The following is a 19173-nucleotide window of genomic DNA, read 5'->3' on the forward strand; positions in this document are numbered from 1 at the left end:
TCAGAACGCCCAGGAGAATTTGCCCTTGGCGGCGTGATCGGTGACCGTGTTGCCGATCTGACCCACATAGGAGAGGCCGACCGTGATGTGTCGGCCGATCGCAAGATCGAAGCCCGCCTCCGCGAGCAGCGAGTCGCGCGCAACCGGCACACCCGCGATCGTGAACGGGGCCGGGGCGACCTGGAACGCCATCACGGCAGCCGGGGTCACGTTGTTGAATGCATGCTGCCAGGCGACGGTCGTGCGGGGGATCAGCGTCATGTCGTGCGCCAGCGGCACGAAGGTCGCGGCGCGCCCGCCGAGCGTCGCATAGCCGGTTTCGAAGGTCTGCGCCGCAACGTTCAGCGCCGCCGGGCCGCCGAGTTCGGCGGTGGCATCGGTGTGCACACGCACCCAGGCAGCCCCGGCAAACGGCTCCAACGCAACCTTGCCGAAGGGGATTCCGTAGCCGATCTCGCCGAAGATCTGCCCGGTGCTGCCGTCAGTCCGTGAGGTCAGGCGATCAGCGAAGCCGACGATGTTCACCAGCCGATCGGTGTCGATCGTGTGGAACGCATACGCGCCGCCCGCCCGCAGGTTGACGTTGCCGAAGCGCCAGCCGCCGTAACCGGCAATGTGCGCGGTATCGACATTCGAGGAACCACGACCGTCGAGCATATTCTTGGTGCCAGTATAGCCTGCGGCCATTCCGAGACGGCCAGCGCCGCCGACGCGCGTATCGAAGCCGGTGATGAAGCCGGCAAGATCCCGCCGCACGCCGGCTGCATTGCCATCGCCATTGAAAGTGCCCCAGGCGCCCAAGCCCTGGGCCCAGAACACGGTGTCGGAGATCGCTCGCGGCGGCGCCATCGGGGCCTTCGTCACAATCGGCGATTTGCCGTAGGCGAGTGCGCTCTCCATCGCGTATGCCGCGAACGCGGCCTGCGATCCGCCGAACGACAGCGCGGCCATGGAGTCGATGTCGCCTCCATACGAGGCCTGCCGCAGCCGCCCCAGGATCGCGCCGCGCATCGCTAGGCTGTCATTCGCCAGCGTGCCGACCGTCGAGGCGTGCACCTCGCCCGAAAGCTGATCCAGCGCGGCGTTGAGTTGCGGCGAGGTCAAGCCAATCAGCGCCGAGAATGCGCCGCTGCCGCCGAGGAAAGCGGAATCGACCGCTCCCGCCGTCGCGACCTGGTTGCGGGTGCCGTTGATCAGGAACGGCGAGACGAGCGCCTGATCAAGCACGAGATAGACGTTGTTGGCGTCGTATTCGACGTGCGGCCGCGTGACGCCGAAATTGCCCGAGATCGCCAGCGCGCCGAAGCTGCCGCTGAGCGTGCCTGCTGCGTTCAGGACGGTGTAGTGCGTGCCCGGCGTGTAGGTCCCGCCGGTGCCGATGGCGCGGAGCGTGCCGGCGAGCGTCGCGTTACCGGTCACGTTGGTGCGATCCGCCGTGGCCGGCGAGACCTCGACCACGTAATTGCCGCCGCCGGCGAAGGTGAGATTACCGCTCACCGTGAGCGTGCCGATCGAGTTGCCGGGCGCGAGCGAGCCGCCGGCATTGATGATGGTGGACGACACCGTGCCGATGCCGCCCAGCGTGCCGCCGGCATTCACCGTGACGCCGCCGGTCGAGCTGATGTCGCCGTTGACCGACAAGGTGCCGCCGTTGACCGTCACGAATGCGGTTGTCGTCGACGTTCCGGTCAGCGCCCAATTCGAGGAGCCTGTCTTGTCGATCAGCCCCCAGCCGGCGTCGATCTGGCTCGCATCGAATGTGTTGGAGCCGGTGCCGGAGAAACGGATCGTATCGGAGCCGCTGCCGACGACTTGGCCGGTGAGAGTGGCGTTGGGTCCTTGCATCTCCAACGTGCTGCCGGCGCTATCGAACCGGACCCCCTCGGAAAAACTCGCGATCGTGCCGGCATTGACGATCGTGGTCGCGCCGGTGGCACGGACACCGCCGAATCCGCTGATGGTGCCGAAATTGTTGATCAAGTTGTTCGTGCCGCTGACCGTGATGCCCTCGAACTGAGACCCGGCGACGGTCGCGCCCGCCGCGATGTTGATGGTGGCGCCGCCGCTGCCGGATGCGGTCGCCGCGATGCCTGGGGCGAGAAAGCCGGCGGCGCTGCCGCGGACGGTGCCGGCGTTCACGTTCACGGTGATGCGGCCGTCTACCGCGTTTGCGACAATGCCGCCGCCGAAGGGGCCGTTGATCGTGCTTGAGGTCGTGATGTTGATGTTGCCGGTTCCCGCGGTGACGGCGTTGATGCCTGTGAATGTAGCATCGACCGTGCCGCTGCTCGTGACGGTGATGTCGCGAGAATTGGCGGCGTTGAAGATCACGGCATTGATGCCGAGGGCGCCGCCCGTGATCGCGCCAGCCTGGTGCACGGTCACGGCACCGGTGCCGTTCGTGCTGGCGTCGATGCCGCTCGCCGCCGGATCGGTGAGTGTGATCGCGCTGCCGGACGCCGTGTTGACGATGACGGAGCCCGATCCCGTGGCGCCGCTGCTCGCGTTGATACCGAAGTTTGTCGCGAAGATCGTGCCACCGGTCTGGTTGACTGTGACGTCGCCGCTGCCGGCGGTCGCTATCGCGAGGATGCCGGTGCCGAACGACGTGGCGGCGCTGGCGCCGCCGATGGTCGCATTCGACGTCACGGTCATGGTCCCGGTGCCGAAGACGTCGAGACCTCTGGCCGCGGTGGCGCCGCTGGCGTTGACGATGGCGCCGTTGCCGGTCAGTGCGACGGAGACGTCCCCGCCGCTGATCAGGGCGCCATCGCCGAAGGACGACAGCGTCGTCAGCGAGCCTCCGTTCAGGGTCATGTTTATCGAGCTGGCAGCAATGAGCTGCATGGCCGTCGATCCCTGGAAGTTCGGGGTGACGGGGGTTCCGCTCGTCCCCATCGTGATGGTGCCGGGCCCGTTGGTGTTCATGTTGAGGCCGATGCCGGAGCCGGCCGTATTGCTGGCGCTGCCGTTGCCCGAATAGACGATGTTCCCGGTGCTGGTGCTGATGTCGAGCGCGTGCACCGCCTGGGTGGTGGTCACCGCGCCGTTGTTGACGACGTTGATGCCGGCACCGTTCGCGCTGATCGCAAGGCCATAACCGCTGACCGTCTGGCCCGTATTGATCGTGGCGCTCACGGCCCCCGCGCTGAAGGCCTGCGAGCGATCGACTGACGACGCCGTTGCGGCGTCGGTATTCGTGGTGTTGGTGGTGACGGTGCTGTTGCAGGTGACCGTGTTGGGACCAGCGGTGACGGCGCAGGCGGCGAGCGCGCTGCCGGGATGCCCGGCAATGACGGCAATGAATGCGCCCGTGAAGGCCGTGCTGGCGAGCAGGGCGCGCCTGTGGCCGAGGGCGAGCTTCCCGCTCAAGGCGCGCTGGTGGCGCCGTGACACTGGTCGATGATGCATCCTTCCATCCCCTGCCGGCGGGTTCGCTTAAGTAACTGGCAGTGATTCCCAACCATGAATTATGGCAAATCCGGCTGCGGGCGTCAGCAGGACGCGATGCAATCAGCGCGCGAGAAATGCACAAGATGCGGTCACACCCCGGGGCTGTTGGCGGATTTTCCGGAGAGTGTGATCCGGCGGCAACGCCAACCCGCACCGACAGCGGCGGGCCGCGCCACCGTCGGGTGCGAGCGGCACCAGCAGGCGCCTGGTCGAGCGTTGCGGATCCGCCGGGGCGCCATGATCGTCGATCGCGAGCCGCGACCATTGGTCGATGGATCGACAGGCGCGCCCGAATGGTCAACGAGTCCTTAGCAGCGGGCGCAGGCCGGCCGTTTGCATTAAGGATGCCCCGACGAACTTCGGCAGCTCAGAATTTTGCGGCGTATACTGCCAGCTACCTTCGCAAATCCGTTTCGGGCAATTGGGGCACCACAACAATGTCTCGCACTCTCGCTGTCGTTTTCTCAACAGTCGTCGCTGCGATTTCAATGACCGGTGCGGCTTCCGCCGGCTGCTACAATTGCTACACGCCGCCGCCGTGCACGACCTGCTACCAGCAGCAATACGTGCAGCCGCAATACCGAACTGTCGACGAGACTGTGATGGTGTCGCCGGGCTCCGTCGTGGCGCACCGCGCGCCGGCGCAGTACCGCACCGTGATGGTGCCGCAGACCGTGATGGTGGCGCCGCCGAGCGTCCAGTACGAGCGCATTCCGCCCCAATACGCCACGCGCCAGCGCGTCGAGATGGTCCAGCCGGGGTATTCGTATTACGCTCCGGTGCAGATGGGGTGTGCGTCCTGCGGCGGCTACTGAGCTAGAGCAACAACGCAGAATTCAAGCGGCGCTCCCTCGGGGGCGCCGCTTTTCTTTGCAGTCGGCAAATGATGCCCGGAAACGGAAGCGACTCCAAACCGGGCCTCGCAACCGGCGACGCCTTGGGAGATGTCGCCAGTGTCCGGGATTGCCGAGAGGGCATAGGGCAAGGGAACAGGCTGACGCTCGCCTGACAGATCCGATGCCGGAGAAGGGGACGGGCGCCAACTTCGCGTTGCCATGCGCCGTCGACTACGTTAAGCGACAGCCACTCCGGGTTTGGAAGGGTGGCCGAGTGGTTTAAGGCACCGGTCTTGAAAACCGGCGTGCCCGCAAGGGTACCGTGGGTTCGAATCCCACCCCTTCCGCCAGTATATTGTTCTCCACTGTTCGCAGTCGTTCGAACTCCACAGCAAAATCAGTGACTTGAGCCGAAGAGCTGTACATCGCAGTTCGCCGGTGTTCTTCCTAATCCAGTCACTGACCGTAGTTTTTGCCCGTGGGTTCGGAGGACGGTTTTCTGGAGGAACAATGGCGGGAAGGCTCAAACCGCTCGACGTGGAGCGTCAAACGAAGCCCGGCAAGTACGCCGATGGCGATGGGCTCTACTTGATCGTCACCGGACCAACATCGAAAAGCTGGTCATACAGATATTGGAAAGATCGCAAAGAGCGCTGGCACGGCCTCGGCTCCTTGAAGGACGTGTCGCTTAAGGACGCACGGCTCGCGCGCGACGCGGCCCGCCTGCGCGTGAAGGGCGATCGTAGCACCGCGGGCGTCGACATCGTGCGCGAGAGGCGAAAAGCGCGGGAAGAGGCGAAAGCCGTCGAGGCGAAGTTTGCGTTGCCGACGTTCGAGGAGTGCGCAGAAGCCTACATCCGGGCGAACTGGTCGAGTTGGAGCGAGAAACATCGCGACCAGTGGCCGTCTTCTCTCAAGCGTTACGCCTACGATAGCATCGGTAAGCTGACCATCGCGGAGATCAAGCCGAGCCACATCCACGATTTGCTCGAACCGATCTGGGTGGAGAAGCGCGAGACTGCGAACCGGGTTCGCGGCCGGATTGAAACGATTATCGCGAAGAACGTTGATATCGACGATCCGGACTTTCGTAATCCGGCCGAGCTTACGAGGCAGTTGCGTGAAAAGCTACCAAAGCGTCCCAAGCGGGTTGTCCGCCATCATCCGGCATTGCCGTATACCGAGGCGCCAGCTTTCATGAAACTTCTTGCCGGCGCGTCCGGGACTGCTGCCGCAATGCTACGATTCCTGATCTTCACGGGCTGCCGCACGAACGAGGCGGTCGAAGGGCATTGGTTGGAAATCGATCGCCCGAGCTCGACCTGGAAGATCCCGGGCGAGCGAATGAAGATGGATCAAGACCATTACGTTCCTTTGACCGAGCCCGCGTTGGCAGTCCTCGACGAGATGCGAGACGGCCGTCAAGGCGAACTTATCTTTGCCAATCCCGAGGGTGGGACATTCTCCGAAAATGCGATGCTCGCGGTACTTGACCGGCTCGGCTACGGGCATGTGACGGTGCACGGTTTCCGGTCAACCTTCGCAACTTGGGCTGAGGAATGCACCGACTATCCGGACGGTGTGCGCGAGGCTGCGCTGGCCCACAAGTACAAGAGCGAGACGACCGCTGCCTATCAGCGAGGCCAGAAATTAGAAAAGCGCCGGTCGTTGATGAAGGATTGGGCCGTATTCCTCACGGGCGCTAATGTGGCCCAATTAAACGATCGCAGGGCAGGGTAGGCGCCTGGAAGGAGCGCGATCTACTCGGGCCCCGCGGCGGCCTATCGTTTCGGCACTGATCTACTAGTCGACGGCCTGTGATAGCCAGTGAACGGCGTTTGTCGTGATTGCCTGCCAGCTGACGAAAACAGGCAGATATCCGGCTCAAGCGAGGACTGCTGACCGGAGCGGTTTTGATTGATGGATTCCGCAATCAGTTGGGCTAGCGGTGACTCGCTAGGATTGCCAAGCTGATGAATGAGACCCGCTCGCGGCGTGCCATGAGTGGAAACAAGAACTTGGTGTTTAGGTGTTGCTGTCACGGCCCACGACAAGATCAGCCTTCTCCCAGCAGAAGGTCGCGATCGGCCACTCTCTGCATCCAAGAGATGCTTTCGAGCCTCGAATGCCATGTGTGCGCATCGATCTTGGTGATGCAGTGAATCATGTGTTCCGGATGTAGGCAAAAACGATGCTCTGTGGCTGCCAGCTTTAAAAGCGAAGCCTCGATGGCGCAGCCCGAAGCCACGGAGGGGAGAGTCATCTGATAGCGCTCGCCGGTCAAACGGAAAAAGCCTAAGTCCGCCATGACGGCAAACAATTCGATCCACTCATCTTCTACTGAAAGGCTGAATGCTGTGAGATCTCTCATCAGCAGCTCCAAAAATTTGGTAGCCCCTGACGAGAAGCGGATCGCATAGATAATTTCAAGGGAGCTGATTTGTTTCTTCAACGTTGTGTTGTGCTCGAAACGCTCCTGTAAGGCTCGATCGGCAGCTGCCGCGGCCAACAACCAGCGGCCGAGAAACTCTGCTTCACCCGGGCCAGGGCCCTCGACTAGGACCCACTGATCTTTATCGGGCAATGAATTAGCCATTGTGTCTGTCTGCATTCTGAGGGTTTCCGGTAATCGCCTGACCATTCGTTTCAATCCGCATGTGCCGCGAGACACCCGCACGCACCGACGCGCTGCTACGACCTGTGTCGCCAACCTCCGCGACAACTTGCTCGCGCCGAAGCGAACATCGGCGCGGCGACCGCCTCAATGCTCTCCCCCGACCTTCGATGCGACTGCATTGAATCCATATGTGGACGGTCGCGAGTTCAGCAACCATATGACCGAGTCTCCCACATGCTGCGCACGTCGCCTATAGGTCCACGTTACGTGAGCACCATTTTTACACAGCCTGGGTCGCAAGCAGACGAGAGCCTAAACGCCCATCGCCATCAAGGCGTTTCAGCCGCGTGGGGTTGTCTCGAACGGAAATCGTAGATCGCAACCGTAGCTTCCGTTGGATGCGCCGAAAAGCAATGACCGGTCAACGGCATGTGGAGGATGGAGTATCCGCTGATCTGCAAAGATCCACACCATCTCTTCGGCACACGAACTAGTACAGATGCAGGCCGCCTGTGGATCGTTTCAGGGCGATTCGCGCGACATGCGGGCGAATTTTTCAAGTACTTATCGTCAATGCTCCTGCAAAACTTTGGTAATGTTGGATAATACGCAGAACAACTTTCAGGGTAACTCCCCCGCGAAAAGCGTGCCAGGAGGGGCACTTTCAGTGTGTTGCGGTGATAGGCCGCGTTACATCAACTTAGGTCTGTTCTGAATCGAGTGCCTTGCTGTTTAGTCGAATAGCGATGAACAACTAGGTGCATCAATGTTCGGAACGAAAACTGCAAGCGGTCCCGCTATCGTCGCGACTGTTAATGAAACAATGGCAGCGCTGCGCATCGGCCGCGCCAAGCTCTATGAGCTTCTGAACTCCGGAGCGCTGGAAAGTTACCTGGAAGGGGCTTCTCGGAAGATTACTTGGCGCAGCATCGACGCATACGTCGAGCGCCGTTTGGCGGAAGAATCCGAGCGCCGGGGCACTGAGTAGCATCATGCAGCCCGCGATTGGATCTCCCGCAATGGTGACGTCGTCGAGCCGGCGTATGGATGCCGTGACTCAGCAGGTGCCTCTTCCTAGCGAAGGGAGGATTTTAGGCATTTCAAGGCACTTACGCCGGAGTTTGGGTCAAGCCCGCTTCATTGAAACTCAAGGCGTTTCAACTTCGTCGCCCAAATGCCTTACCGCTGAAGGTAAGGTTGGCTCGTCTCCAGCCACCGGTTCCGACCCGACTAAACACGAGTTCGCCGTAGCTATTCCTGAACCGGATCCGCCGGACAAAAGAAAGCGCCCCCCGAGGGCAAATCGGGAGGCGCCGGCTTTCTTTGGTACTTGGGCAGCTGCTAATTCTGCATACCCGAACGAGGAGCTTCGTTCAAGCGTCGTCACGCATGGGGGGCGCTCATGAGCGATGCTTATGATTGGGATGACGGCGATACTATCGTCCCGGCGCAAGGAGCGATCGCCGTCTATGAAAACCTTCGCGGCAACGTTGTTGTGCGGGAGCAGGTCCCGTATCCGGAAGACGACAAGTCCATTGTCTTCCTTCCCAAATATGCGGAAGTGATCGTCCGCCGGATCATCGAAGTTGCTGGCTTGCAGTTTGCGCTGGTCCCGATTGGCAGCCCGGCGATCGGCAGCTCGTCAAGCGCCAAGGACGCCACTGCCGCGGAACGCCAGCGTCGGCGGCGCAGCAAGCTGCGTGACGACCGTGACTCTGAACGTGACGATGCCCAAATTATCACGGGTGTCACGGCCGCTCAGCCGCCGGTCCCCTCTGATCGTGCCCAACTCGTCCTCGTGCCCTCTCATGCTGAGGAGGGCGAGGAGGAGGAGGTCCGAGACACGGCGCTTGCGCGCTGACCGAACCGCCGCGTTCGGTCGGCCGTAGGCACCGCGGTTGCGGGTCTGCTCGGTGGCTCCCGCCGCAATCAAGGTACTTCGGCCGGCCGTCGCGAGAATAGCGACGAGTCGAGATCGGCCATGATCTCGTCGCCGGGGCGGGAAGAGCACAGCTCTCTCGCCCGCCGATGAATGACCGCAGCGCGCTTGGGCGCTCAATTCTGAGCTAGAGCCGGCTTCACCGGCAATCTCGCGGGCTCTCACCCTGGCGGAACGGACGACGAAGCCGCATGTCAGGTTCTCCGGCCCTGCGCGCAGTATCACGATCGGCGCGCGATATACCGAGGCAACTCATATCCCCCTGTCGAATGGGTCCGACCCCCATTCGGAGGACCGACTGATCGCACGTCACGCGATGCCCGGATAAAGCGAGTGGAAATCGTGGTCCGAGACCGTGTCTCTTCCCTGGTAGCGGGGAGGGGAGGACGACGGAGGAGGAGCTATGTCCTAAATTCACGAGCAGCCTGACGGCTTCACAGCCAGACAGGCACGAGCACCGACGGGCTCGGAGCCGTGCGTGCCCATCGGCACAACACGCACCTGGTACGGCAACCGCGTCGCCTTGGCATGCACCTGCTTGCTCGGCCACACGACGCGCTCGCCTCAAGCCGTTCGAGGTCACTCAAGGTTCAAAACCCGCGATCGGGGGTCGTGAGTCACCGCGCTGACTCGCCTGTCTCATGAGACAGTCGCAGCAACGCTAACGAGCGATCCAGCTCTGATCGCAATATGGCGTCGGCGACGGCTATCACGGCCGCCGCACGCATCGGGCCGCGTGTTCGATACCTACGCGGCCAATCCCTTCACCATCGCGCGGCCGTTGCGCGCCGATCTCGGCCGCCATTTCCGCATCACCAATTTGCGCAACGGGGCGTCGATCGAGGCGCTGTCGACCGACCTCGGCCCGTTTATCGCAAGCCGCTGCGTCGATCTCGGCCGCGCCGGCGCCGATGCGCTCGGGATCGGCGGTCTCGGCTTCGTGCGCGTCGAGCGGCTGGATTAGAGCCCGGCACAGTTGATCACGACATAACCGAAGGACCTCCTGACATGAAGCCACTGGTCATCATGGTTGGCGCCGACAAGGGCGGCGTCGGCAAGACAACCGTCAGCCGCGCGCTCGACGACTACATGCGGTACCGGCAGGTCGGCTGCAGGATCTACGATGCCGAGTGGCCGGCCGGAGATCTGCGCCAGTTCGCGGCCGCCAGTGAAGTGGTCGACATGCAGTCGGTCGACGACCAGATGCGCGTGTTCGATCGGCTGACGGGCGTCACGCTGATCGACATCAAGGCCGGCCTGTTCACCGAGGTGCTGGACCAGCTCAGCCGCACCGGGCTGCTCAACGACGTGCGCGCAGGCCGCTCCAATCTGGCGCTGCTGCACGTGCTCGGTGCGCGGCGAGCCTGTCGGAGATGGCGGCGATCTCGGAGAAACTCGGCGCCGGCGCGCATCATCTGCTGGTGAAGAACTACGTCAACGAGGCCGGCTACAAGGAATGGGATGCCGATCCGCGCTTTGCGGGCTTCCTCTCCAGCCGGGCTGGCCAGATCCTCACCATCCCGCATCTGGAGGCGCGCGCCTGCACCGAGGTGCAGCGGCAGGGCCTGGCGTTCGGCAGCTTCATCGAGAAGGCCGAATCGCGGATTCTGGTCAGCTACGTCCGCGCCTGGTTGCGTGAGACGTTTGCGGCCTTCACCGGTGCGGGCATCCAGGAGCTGATCGAGCAGAGCAGGGCGTAGGAGCGGGGGCAAGTCCGCCGGGCTGCGCTACCTCTCTCGCCGCAAGCAAGAGTGAGGGGAGCTCGACGTCCTCTCGTGTCAAACCTCCCAGACTTTGAGCCCGGTGCGGGGTGCCCCTCGCGCCGGGCTTTTCTATTTGTGTGCGTCCATCACCCGCGTTCGGTTCTTGACCTTGATCCAGTCCTTCGTCGGCCCAAGCTGGCGGTTCAGCGCGCTTGCGTAACTATTCGTAAGGTATTGTGCATGTAAAATAGGGTCTTTCCGAGCCTCAGTAATTTTACAATTTAGATTGCCATGACCTCAGATGAGAGTGAAGAACTGGCCGTTTTGACGCGGGAGATCGCTGATAAGGCAACCTATGTTCAGAATCAGACAATCCTGATCGATGTCCTTGAGCGGGACGGACACGAGGTATCCGACTATCGGAGAGAGCTAGCCAGAGAGCGGTCGAACTTGGCAACTCGGATCGCGAGGCAGTTTCGGCTGCTCGAAATAGCATCGGCTAGTGAAGGACATGAGACAGGCGCCTCAACTCAAGGATAACAATGTCGGATCGCCGGAAGATCGAACGGGCGGACGTCGACTTAGCCGCTTATATTTTCGGAGATGGCGGCAGCCAACGTTGCCGCGTGTTCAACATCTCGGAGGACGGGGCGGGGATCGAGTTGAAGTCGAAGTTGCACATTCGTGCCACATTCAAGATGATGTTGGAAAGAGACCGTATCATCAGAGATTGTCGTCTTGTTTGGTGCAGTGACACTCGCATCGGCGTTGTCTTCAAAACAGATTGAATCGGCTAGCGCTATCCGCAGATCTTCGTTGCGATTAATCGCGCTGGTCAAAATTCCCGTGCAATCGCAGGATGCGTGCGGTTCTTCACTTTGATCCAGTCCTTGGACCTGCCGCCGCTGTACCGGCGATCGCTGCGTTTCGACACCAGGCCCTCGAGGCCCATGCGGCAGGCGGCGCCGAACAGATCCGGGCCGATGCCGGCTGCCTCGAATGGCGCGACGAACATGCCGTCGGGCCGGCCGCGCAGCACCCGCGCCAGATTGGCCTTGCGCATGCTCAGGGGCAGCTGGCGCAGATCCTCGCCGCCGAGGGCGAGGACATCGAAGGCGTAGAGCTGTACCTGGTCGTCGTGCTTGCGCGAATGCAGCGCGTTGAAGTCCGAGACGCCGTCGACGCCGAGCACCACTGCTTCGCCGTCGATCACGAAGTGCTGCTCGCGGTTTTCCAGCGCGGCCTGCGCGATCCATGGGAATCGGGTGGTCCAGTTGTGGCCGTTCTTGGTGATCAGCCGCACGGCCTTGCCCTGGCGCTCGACGCGCAGGCGGTAGCCGTCATATTTGATTTCGTGGATCCAGTCGGGACCGACGGGCACCGTCTTCGCTGCCGTGGGCAGGCAGAACTCGAACGCTTTCAGCATGGCCAACAGATAGGGCCTAACGCGGCCTTTTTGGAGTCGGCCGGCCTATTTCAGTGGCTTCCGGCGCGGCTTTCCAGCCGGGTTCCTTACCAGCGGCCGCATGACCTCGATGCTGGTGAGAGCGGGGTCGAAGCCCTTCGGCAGTACCGGCAGCTCGTCCGGCGCGGCATCATTGCAGTCGGGGCAGGGCTCCCCGGCGCCGCCGCAGCCGCAGGCGTTTGGCCCGTCCCACGGGCGATCGGGATGGTTCTCGCAAACCCAGTGGGTGCCGTCACAGCGGGCGCATGCCACGTCCGGTCCTCCGTCAATGTGCCGTGGGCTCTTCCTCGATCTCCTGGCCGTGCAGATGGTCGAGCACGTCACCGAGGTCGCGCATATCCAGCATCTTGCCGCAGACCGGGCATCGGATGAAGTGCTCGCGATCGTCTTGCGGCGCGGGGCCTGCCGGCTTACCCTCTCGGTACATCATGCTGCGGCGCCCTTCAGCGGCAGCGTGAGCTGTATGTCGAAGCGCCTGGTCGCGTTGGCGCTGATGAAGCCCTCGAGGGCGGGGGAGACTTCATCGTCGTTGTCGACCGCGCGCTGGGCCAGCGCGTCGGCGACGTCTGAGGTCGCGTCGCGCGACCATCCCTCGATCGCGTTGAAGCACACGATGCGGACCGGATAAGCGTACTGGCCAGAGAGGAGCCCTTGCAGCACGGTCTCAAGGTCGGTCTCGGCTTCGTCGGTCTCGCGCCAGGCGCAGCCGGCACGCGCGCCGAAGTCTTCGAGGACAAGGTAGATGTCGCGATCGAGCCGATCGGCCGGCACGATCGAGGGCGAGGAACGCATACGCTTACTCCATACAAACGACCGGGCGGAGACACGGCCCCGGCTTCAGGGGGGCTTTTGAGGGTGGCCGGGGCCGCTCCGCCAGCTCGGGCGGCGAGCCGGCGCGGATTCAAGTGGGTGTCCCTTTTGGGGGTTCCGAGTCGACCAATAAATTCTCATGCCGGCGACCTATCTGGACCGCTGCTTTTACGGCGTAATTGATTTCCTTGATTTGGATGCGGCCATTGGCGGCCCGATCCCGCCTTCTCGGCCAGCTTGCGTCCGGCGGCTTCCGGACCTGCCGAGGGGCAGCCTTCGACGTGTTTCACGGTAAAAGCAGGCGAGTACCGCGAACCCCAGCGCTGGCGCATCAGTTAATTTGAGCGGCCGCGCGTTGAATAATGCAAACTGATCGTCATTTAAAAATCGCTGCTCAACCAGTTTTGTAACATACGATATGGCTGCGTTCCTATGAAAGATATAGGTTTATTGTTTCGGCCCGATGTCGCGACTGAATAATCTAATTAAATGTGAGAATTATCAAACGCCTGCAGGAGCGTAGCCATGAAAACGATGATGATCCCTTTAGTCGCTGCGGCACTATCGTTTGGTTTCGGAATTTCTGCTCCCGCTCTGGCGTGTAACGGCAACGGCAATTGCTCAAACGCCCCCGGCCAGGTGAGGGGTGCACCGGGGCCAATTGCTGGCGCAGGCCTTCCGTTGCTAGCTATTGGGTATGGTGTGTACTGGCTCGTTCGACGCCACAGATCTCGTAACCGGGCACTAGACGGCAGTGAATAGACAATGATGGGGACGCGCGCAGCCGAACTGAAACGCGCAATATCGCAAGCCCAGAGCGAGTAAGGCCGCCTCGAGTGGGGCGCGCCTCTTCTCGACCGCATGTCCCGGTTCGCTTCACTCTTTCCAGTGCAGCTTGGCGCAGTTGGGGCATTGATACACCCCGACTTCGCGACCGGACTGGGTATCGAGAACGAAGGTTCTCACGATTGTCGGGACGTCGCAGTTGTCGCAGCGTGGATGCTGCTCGGCTCTGGCCACTCGCTTCAGCATTGATTCGGTCCCCAACCTGCGCATGTATACAACGCGCGTCCGATGGGTGCCTTCACGCAAGTTAAACGCGCAAGCGGTGCGCTACCGGTGCCATGGCCGCCGGCGGCCCTGGATCTCGCGGGCCTTCCTGATCTCATCGTAGCTGGTCTGCCCGTGCAGATCGTCCCACGCGGTCCGGAAGCGCGCCTTGGCTTCGTTAAGGCTGCCGGCGCCGCCGCGGTGCTGGTCGCGCTGGGGCACGTTCGGCAGGAAGACCGACCATGACCACCCGCCGGTTCCGCCGACGCCCACGCCGTGGAAGATCCGCCCGATGACGAGCTCGTCCCAGATCACCTCGTAATCGTCGGGTGCGGTCTCGCCGCCAATTACGGTGCGGCGCATGGTGAGGTCGTCGGGCATCGCGAACGCCATCATGGAATTTTGGTTTTTTGCAAGCGCTGACGTAAGCGATGTCCGATTCTTCCGGAGGTGAAGCTCGTCCACAAATACGAATGCCGGCGTGCGACCATGGGCGGGCGCACCCTCGATAACAATTGCTTCCAGAAAAGAAGCATACCTTCGAAATTGGATCTCTTTGACCGGTTTGTGGGCATGGTAAAACCCCGCGGCGGCACTCAATGCAATATGAGAACGGATCATACCTGCCGCCGCGACAAAGCCCAAGCCCGCTTGTTTGGCGTCGGTTGCAGAAAATAGCCTCTCCGTACCGCAGGCGATGGCAATGTGACCCACCGAGGAGCTTCGTTGACCGTGACGGTATCGATACCGTCACGGGCGTCACGGCGGCTCAGCCGCCGATCCCCTCTGATCGTGCCCAACTCGTGTTGGTGCGCTCTCCTGCCGCCGGAGGCGAGGAGGAGTTCCAAGAAACGGCGCTTACGCGCTGACCGAACCGCCGCGTTCGGTCGGCCGTTGGCTCCGCGATTGCGGGTCGGCTTCGGTGGCTCCCGCCTCAATCAAGGTACATCGGCCGACCGTCGCGAGAATTGCGACGAGTCGAGATCGGCCATGATCTCGTCGCCGGGGAGGGAAGAGCACAGCCCTTTCCCCCGGCGATGAATTACCGCCAGCCCGCCGCGAGCTCAAGCAGACGCCGCTTTGGCGATCGGAAACAAAATGCGCGGGTTCACGGTGTGCCCATCCCTCCCCGCGGCCTTCAGGTGCCCGGCAACCCCGGGAGCGGTTGAAGGCAAGTCGCAGCCGTCAGCGGGATGACAACCCGAACCGGCCGACTTGCGGGATGAGCCGAAAAAATCATCCCAATCGTCACGCCCCTCCACAAGGCGCGACGGGCGGACGCGGCGGGGTCAACGCCGCCCGAACTCCAGTAGAGTTCGGAGGGCAGCCAAGTACGCGAGGCCGAGTGGGCCTTCTCCCTCGTCAGGAGCTTCAAGTCTTTTCCCGGACTGACTAGGCAAGGCGAGTCAGCCTCCGAGAGAGCTGAGACTGCTGGTGAGACATCTTAAGAATTAGCAGAGTGTCTCACTGCTACGGCTCCTAGCAGCACGGAAAGACACTCGCGCCTGAGGTCGATACCCCCAACAACGGGATGATGGGCCTGAGCGCGCACTAGCAGGGCAATCTGCCTCGAATCCGCCTCGTGAGACGACGCGAGTCATCGCGCTGACTCAGATGAGACAGGTGTCTCAGGGGGGGGCCCGGTTAGGAAACCAATATGGAAGAGAGACTTAGCGGGAGACACCCCACCGGCAGGCCGGTGAGACACCGGGGCGGTGATGCAAACCTTTGCCCTAGCAATCAGGCGCTCAGCCGCTGAGTCATCGCGCTTCAACCCATCCATGTTCCTGGCGGGTGGCGCTCGTCACGCGCTCTCCTTGCGTCCATCATCGCATCGTAGGTACGTCGCAGTTCGGATCCGGGCGGCGCCTCTGCCCCTTGCTCATCCAATTCAGGCAAAAAGGCGAAACCGAACGCACGGTTTAGTTCGCGCTCGTATGCTTCAACGGCTCCATAGTATTGCGCGAAATAGTCGCGGACGTCGCGCTGACCGGACAAGCGGCTTCCCTCACTCAGGCCGAGATTGGACACCGAACAGGCCAGCTTGTGACGGTGACTTCTGCCCCTTGCTGGCTCGCAAAGGTGTATCTGCTCGTTTACTGAGCTGCTCATGCATGGTTGGCGGCCTGTAGAAACTGAGCAGTCCTTGGCCGGTGTCGTCGCTGCGCGTTGTCGACCGCGGTAAGGTCCGTCGCTCGCAGCCCGGGATCACAATCTGCAATCCAGCTGAGGTACGCTCCACATTCGTCATCCTGTGCCTCCTCACTATTCACCAATGGTCCACCAGTGTCGTCCTAGAATAACCTCACCCAAGCGCATGAAGGCGTCGTTTTTTTGAGCGGATCGCAAAACGATTGTAACTTAAAAGCGGTAGCCTTAAAAGCGGTCAGTTGGCTGGATCGGCCTTGTGAAAAAGACGCACAAGGGGCCGCTTCGGGATGTTCTGGCAAGAAACATGCGCCGGCTGCGCGCTGAGCGTGGCCTAAGCCAGGAGGCGCTGGCGCATGAGTGCGGCATCAACCGGACCTACCTGAGCGGAGTCGAACGGTCCGAGCGTAATGTCTCGCTCGACAACATTGCGCGCATTGCCCGAGGACTCAGGGTGAAGCCATGGATGCTCCTGGATGACAGTTCTGGAGCATAAAAAGAGATTTTTCGTGAGTTGCGCAGTCCTGTAGAGCCTTGAGGCCACGATCGATTGACCAGCAGGCTAGCCGATATGACTCACTGTGGCGCCTCGTCCGAAAGCCCCATCGTTCCGGCGTGAGACAGTGAGTCGCCGCGCTGACTCAACCTGTCTCATGAGACAGTCGGCCGCGACGCCGATGAGCGATCCCGCTCTGATTTCCATGACTTACGGCCGGTTCGAGGCTATGAGACAGGAAACGAGACATGCGAGCCACGAGCAACGCTCACACTGCCCGGTTGTCCAGTGTTCGGCCTCTTGGACATTTCTGCTTTCCAGCACCCTAGTGTCAGCTGTCGGAAGTCGCTATAGCGCCTGCACGTTTGATCTCTATGATCGCAGAATAGAGTTTTTCTTTTCATTATCAGTCGGTTATATGAGGTCGACGCAAGGCGTCGCCGAATATGACCGACGTGCTTGAATTTGCTCGTAAAGCGCGATGAATAATCACCAGAGGAGCAGCAGCCCGTCTGGGCCTCTGGGTGGGAAGCGGAAGTGCGAGAGCGTGCATCCCATGCTTCCATTCCATCCAGTCGCGATTGCGGCGCCAAGCCTCGTAATGGGCCTTCCGAGCAGATTAATTTCCCAAAGATCAGTAATTGCCGATTGAGACTCGCGTCGGGTCGAGACTTCGCCATATTTGGTTCCTCAAAAAGATATTCACACGCAACTATGCGACTGAGCAAACCTCGCCAAAAAGTGCTGTAGCGCGCCTTGCGATTGCTTCACGAGTCGCGCGGGGGACTTGCCTGTATGCCTTCGCTCTTGGATATCGCATTTCTTGGATTTGTCGTCCCTCGGGGTAAAGAGTGTCGTGCTCCGCCCAATTATCGAACGCAAGCCGGTCGACATTGTCGACGAAGGTTTCGGCTGGCGTGTTCTCGGCGAGGATGAGCGAATGATCTTCGAGTTCTATATGATAGTAGGTAAAAGTCTGGGGCACAGTGTACTCGCGAATTATCGAGGTGCCATTGAGCAGGGCACTTGCTTGAACAAGTGCGTTACTTACCAAGATCGCATGGTCCGGAGAGATCAGAAGGTCGCGTGACGGAACATTGTCGTCAAGCGCGTGTGCCTTGATGCGGACAGGCAGGACTCTCATCGGATCGGTGAAACGAGTAGAAACCGTTTGTCTTCCGAGCCAACAGACTGGCGCCGGCCGGCCCTGCGTGGTCATCACCAAATCTCCTCCCTTGATCTTTTCGACCGGAACTTCTCCATCGACAGTTCGAATCAAGGTGCCGGCCATAAAGCAAATGGTCTGATTGCCAGAATAGAGATAAAGCTTACGCGCGGTTTCATCTTCTCCGCTTGCAAACGCTGTGTCTGTGAAAAAGTAGGATGGGCCGAGCGTCGTCCCGTCAGGTAGCAGACGGGTTGCGATGAAGCCATTTATGCCTTCGCTATTTGTAGCGAGAGATACGAATTGATATGTGCCATTCAGGCTGGAAGGCGACCCATTCGTAATCGAAAATCGATCATTCGGCACGTCGCCTAAAAGCGTCCCACTGTCGCTACTGCCGTTCGAGATTGTGTCGCTTGCCGTTGCGGACGTAATCAAAACGGGGTTGATACCGACTGCCGGGCTTCCATCATGCAATTCCCAGGAAGTGCCTCCAGTCGACACCACGTCGAAACTGCACAGATACATGTACTGAAACGCTTCCGAAGGCGGCGGATAAGTCCCGCTCGCATCGATGATCGTTTCAATTGAGCTCGTGTTGAAGATTTGCGCCCGCTGGTCAGCCGTGAAGGTGAAGCCTTGGGCGACCAAGGTGTCATGTCCAGCTCCCCCAGCGATCTGGAAGGCCGTCCCGACATCGCCGACGGTGAACGTGGTACCTGTGTTGTTGGTGCTGACGATGGTGAAGCCACTGACGGTCGTATGCGACAGGTCCAGGGCCGAGCTGAAGGTCGCCAGGCGATCGTTTTGGCTGAAACCCAAGAAAGACTGAATGTTGGCCGTGTCGGCACTATTGATGTTGAGCGTGAGGTTATCGCCGTTACCGTAGACCGTGGCGATCTTGGAGAATGTGTTGGCGGTCAGGTCATAAGTTGCGTCGGTCTGGGGATAGACCCAGTTGCTGAAGAACTGGAGGCTTGTCGTGGAGTAGCTAAGAGTGGCATCGCCTTTGATGACGTCGTTGCCGTTCCAGTTCGAAGGCGTATAGACCATCACCATGAGATTGCCGGTGCCGTCGACTTCGATGGGTAAGCTGCCCAGCGTTAGCTGCGCGCCGCCGTTGGTCGGGTTGCTGAGCACGATCCGCTCGAAGCCGGTAAAGGCCGCCAGCTGATCGATGCGAAAGGTCCCGCTACCGACCAGATTCAGGACGTCTGTTCCGATACTGCCGGTCAGATTGTCGCCGGCGTTCAGCGTCGCCGCCGTGCCATAAACGGTTGCGCCCGACGCTGGCGCTACAACCGTGTCATTGCCGGTGGTAAGCGTTGCGTCGCCCGGTGAGGGTGGTGGTGCGATGTAGGTGCCACTCTGATCCGTGATGGTCTCGACTGAACTCGTTTTAAAGATGGCCGCTCGCTGGTCAGCCGTGAAGGTGAAGCCTTGGGCGACCAAGGTGTCATGTCCAGCTCCCCCAGCGATCTGGAAGGCCGT

The 19173-nt window shown here is 61.1% G+C and carries 17 protein-coding genes and 1 tRNA gene; 10 read left to right on the forward strand and 8 right to left on the reverse strand.

Features of this window, described 5'->3' with window-relative positions; translation table 11 throughout:
• Positions 1-3411: an autotransporter outer membrane beta-barrel domain-containing protein gene (locus AC0L21_RS26585; protein WP_473264691.1), complete on the reverse strand. Its 3411-nt coding sequence runs from the start codon at positions 3409-3411 to the stop codon at positions 1-3.
• A 530-nt stretch (positions 3412-3941) separates the two neighbouring features.
• Between AC0L21_RS26585 and AC0L21_RS26590 the strand changes: the two genes are divergently transcribed.
• From AC0L21_RS26590 to AC0L21_RS26600, 3 genes are all read left to right on the forward strand, one after another.
• On the forward strand, positions 3942-4268 hold the full coding sequence (locus AC0L21_RS26590; RefSeq protein ID WP_275172536.1) for a hypothetical protein: 327 nt from the start codon (positions 3942-3944) through the stop codon (positions 4266-4268).
• Positions 4269-4549: 281 nt separating this feature from the next.
• Positions 4550-4639: transfer RNA gene (locus AC0L21_RS26595), tRNA-Ser, on the forward strand.
• 160 nt (positions 4640-4799) lie between these two features.
• Positions 4800-6029 (forward strand): tyrosine-type recombinase/integrase, encoded by a 1230-nt coding sequence (locus AC0L21_RS26600; protein WP_473264692.1) that lies wholly within the window; start codon positions 4800-4802, stop codon positions 6027-6029.
• A gap of 316 nt (positions 6030-6345) precedes the next feature.
• Here AC0L21_RS26600 and AC0L21_RS26605 read toward each other — a convergent pair whose 3' ends face one another.
• Positions 6346-6900, reverse strand: a complete 555-nt coding sequence (locus AC0L21_RS26605; protein ID WP_204511240.1) for a hypothetical protein — start codon at positions 6898-6900, stop codon at positions 6346-6348.
• A 772-nt stretch (positions 6901-7672) separates the two neighbouring features.
• On the opposite strand from AC0L21_RS26605, the gene AC0L21_RS26610 reads away from it, so the two are divergent.
• The 6 genes from AC0L21_RS26610 (at position 7673) to AC0L21_RS26635 (ending at position 11336) form a co-directional block, all read left to right on the forward strand.
• Positions 7673-7894 (forward strand): helix-turn-helix domain-containing protein, encoded by a 222-nt coding sequence (locus tag AC0L21_RS26610; protein WP_473264693.1) that lies wholly within the window; start codon positions 7673-7675, stop codon positions 7892-7894.
• A gap of 414 nt (positions 7895-8308) precedes the next feature.
• On the forward strand, positions 8309-8767 hold the full coding sequence (locus AC0L21_RS26615; RefSeq protein WP_473264695.1) for a hypothetical protein: 459 nt from the start codon (positions 8309-8311) through the stop codon (positions 8765-8767).
• Between the two features lie 814 nt (positions 8768-9581).
• Positions 9582-9809: a hypothetical protein gene (locus tag AC0L21_RS26620; RefSeq protein WP_473264696.1), complete on the forward strand. Its 228-nt coding sequence runs from the start codon at positions 9582-9584 to the stop codon at positions 9807-9809.
• A 44-nt stretch (positions 9810-9853) separates the two neighbouring features.
• Complete coding sequence (locus tag AC0L21_RS26625) at positions 9854-10270, forward strand: hypothetical protein (RefSeq protein ID WP_473264697.1); 417 nt, start codon at positions 9854-9856, stop codon at positions 10268-10270.
• Positions 10219-10545 carry a hypothetical protein gene (locus AC0L21_RS26630; RefSeq protein ID WP_473264698.1) on the forward strand — a complete coding sequence of 109 codons (327 nt, stop codon included), beginning with the start codon at positions 10219-10221 and terminating at the stop codon, positions 10543-10545. Before AC0L21_RS26625 ends, AC0L21_RS26630 begins: the two co-directional genes overlap by 52 nt.
• 545 nt (positions 10546-11090) lie before the next feature.
• Positions 11091-11336, forward strand: coding sequence for a PilZ domain-containing protein (locus tag AC0L21_RS26635; protein WP_473264699.1), 246 nt, complete (start codon positions 11091-11093; stop codon positions 11334-11336).
• Between the two features lie 47 nt (positions 11337-11383).
• Here AC0L21_RS26635 and AC0L21_RS26640 read toward each other — a convergent pair whose 3' ends face one another.
• The 5 genes from AC0L21_RS26640 to AC0L21_RS26660 form a co-directional block, all read right to left on the reverse strand.
• On the reverse strand, positions 11384-11974 hold the full coding sequence (locus tag AC0L21_RS26640; protein WP_473264713.1) for an ATP-dependent DNA ligase: 591 nt from the start codon (positions 11972-11974) through the stop codon (positions 11384-11386).
• A gap of 304 nt (positions 11975-12278) precedes the next feature.
• Positions 12279-12443 (reverse strand): hypothetical protein, encoded by a 165-nt coding sequence (locus AC0L21_RS26645; protein ID WP_473264700.1) that lies wholly within the window; start codon positions 12441-12443, stop codon positions 12279-12281.
• Entirely contained in the window at positions 12440-12805 is a 366-nt protein-coding gene (locus AC0L21_RS26650) for a hypothetical protein (protein WP_473264701.1), read from the reverse strand. Before AC0L21_RS26650 ends, AC0L21_RS26645 begins: the two co-directional genes overlap by 4 nt.
• A 1131-nt stretch (positions 12806-13936) precedes the next feature.
• The gene (locus tag AC0L21_RS26655) at positions 13937-14587 is read right to left on the reverse strand and encodes a hypothetical protein (protein WP_473264702.1); all 651 of its coding nucleotides are present in this window, start codon (positions 14585-14587) and stop codon (positions 13937-13939) included.
• A 1056-nt stretch (positions 14588-15643) separates the two neighbouring features.
• Positions 15644-15871 carry a hypothetical protein gene (locus tag AC0L21_RS26660; RefSeq protein ID WP_473264703.1) on the reverse strand — a complete coding sequence of 76 codons (228 nt, stop codon included), beginning with the start codon at positions 15869-15871 and terminating at the stop codon, positions 15644-15646.
• 409 nt (positions 15872-16280) lie between these two features.
• Between AC0L21_RS26660 and AC0L21_RS26665 the strand changes: the two genes are divergently transcribed.
• Entirely contained in the window at positions 16281-16517 is a 237-nt protein-coding gene (locus tag AC0L21_RS26665; RefSeq protein WP_473264704.1) for a helix-turn-helix domain-containing protein, read from the forward strand.
• A 712-nt stretch (positions 16518-17229) separates the two neighbouring features.
• Here AC0L21_RS26665 and AC0L21_RS26670 read toward each other — a convergent pair.
• Positions 17230-19173 (reverse strand): Hint domain-containing protein (locus tag AC0L21_RS26670; RefSeq protein ID WP_473264705.1); only part of this gene is annotated, 1944 nt, incomplete at its 5' end.

The sequence above is a fragment of the Bradyrhizobium sp. WSM4873 genome (assembly GCF_055811355.1).

What these genes read in the sequence shown, in the direction of transcription:
- AC0L21_RS26645 (WP_473264700.1), bottom strand. Translation starts at nt 12,443, where the DNA reads ATGATGTACCGAGAGGGTAAGCCGGCAGGCCCCGCGCCGCAAGACGAT.
- AC0L21_RS26600 (WP_473264692.1), top strand. Translation starts at nt 4,800, where the DNA reads ATGGCGGGAAGGCTCAAACCGCTCGACGTGGAGCGTCAAACGAAGCCC.
- AC0L21_RS26615 (WP_473264695.1), top strand. Translation starts at nt 8,309, where the DNA reads ATGAGCGATGCTTATGATTGGGATGACGGCGATACTATCGTCCCGGCG.
- AC0L21_RS26610 (WP_473264693.1), top strand. Translation starts at nt 7,673, where the DNA reads ATGTTCGGAACGAAAACTGCAAGCGGTCCCGCTATCGTCGCGACTGTT.
- AC0L21_RS26630 (WP_473264698.1), top strand. Translation starts at nt 10,219, where the DNA reads ATGGCGGCGATCTCGGAGAAACTCGGCGCCGGCGCGCATCATCTGCTG.
- AC0L21_RS26650 (WP_473264701.1), bottom strand. Translation starts at nt 12,805, where the DNA reads ATGCGTTCCTCGCCCTCGATCGTGCCGGCCGATCGGCTCGATCGCGAC.
- AC0L21_RS26640 (WP_473264713.1), bottom strand. Translation starts at nt 11,974, where the DNA reads ATGCTGAAAGCGTTCGAGTTCTGCCTGCCCACGGCAGCGAAGACGGTG.
- AC0L21_RS26585 (WP_473264691.1), bottom strand. Translation starts at nt 3,411, where the DNA reads ATGCATCATCGACCAGTGTCACGGCGCCACCAGCGCGCCTTGAGCGGG.
- AC0L21_RS26605 (WP_204511240.1), bottom strand. Translation starts at nt 6,900, where the DNA reads ATGCAGACAGACACAATGGCTAATTCATTGCCCGATAAAGATCAGTGG.
- AC0L21_RS26625 (WP_473264697.1), top strand. Translation starts at nt 9,854, where the DNA reads ATGAAGCCACTGGTCATCATGGTTGGCGCCGACAAGGGCGGCGTCGGC.
- AC0L21_RS26635 (WP_473264699.1), top strand. Translation starts at nt 11,091, where the DNA reads ATGTCGGATCGCCGGAAGATCGAACGGGCGGACGTCGACTTAGCCGCT.
- AC0L21_RS26590 (WP_275172536.1), top strand. Translation starts at nt 3,942, where the DNA reads ATGACCGGTGCGGCTTCCGCCGGCTGCTACAATTGCTACACGCCGCCG.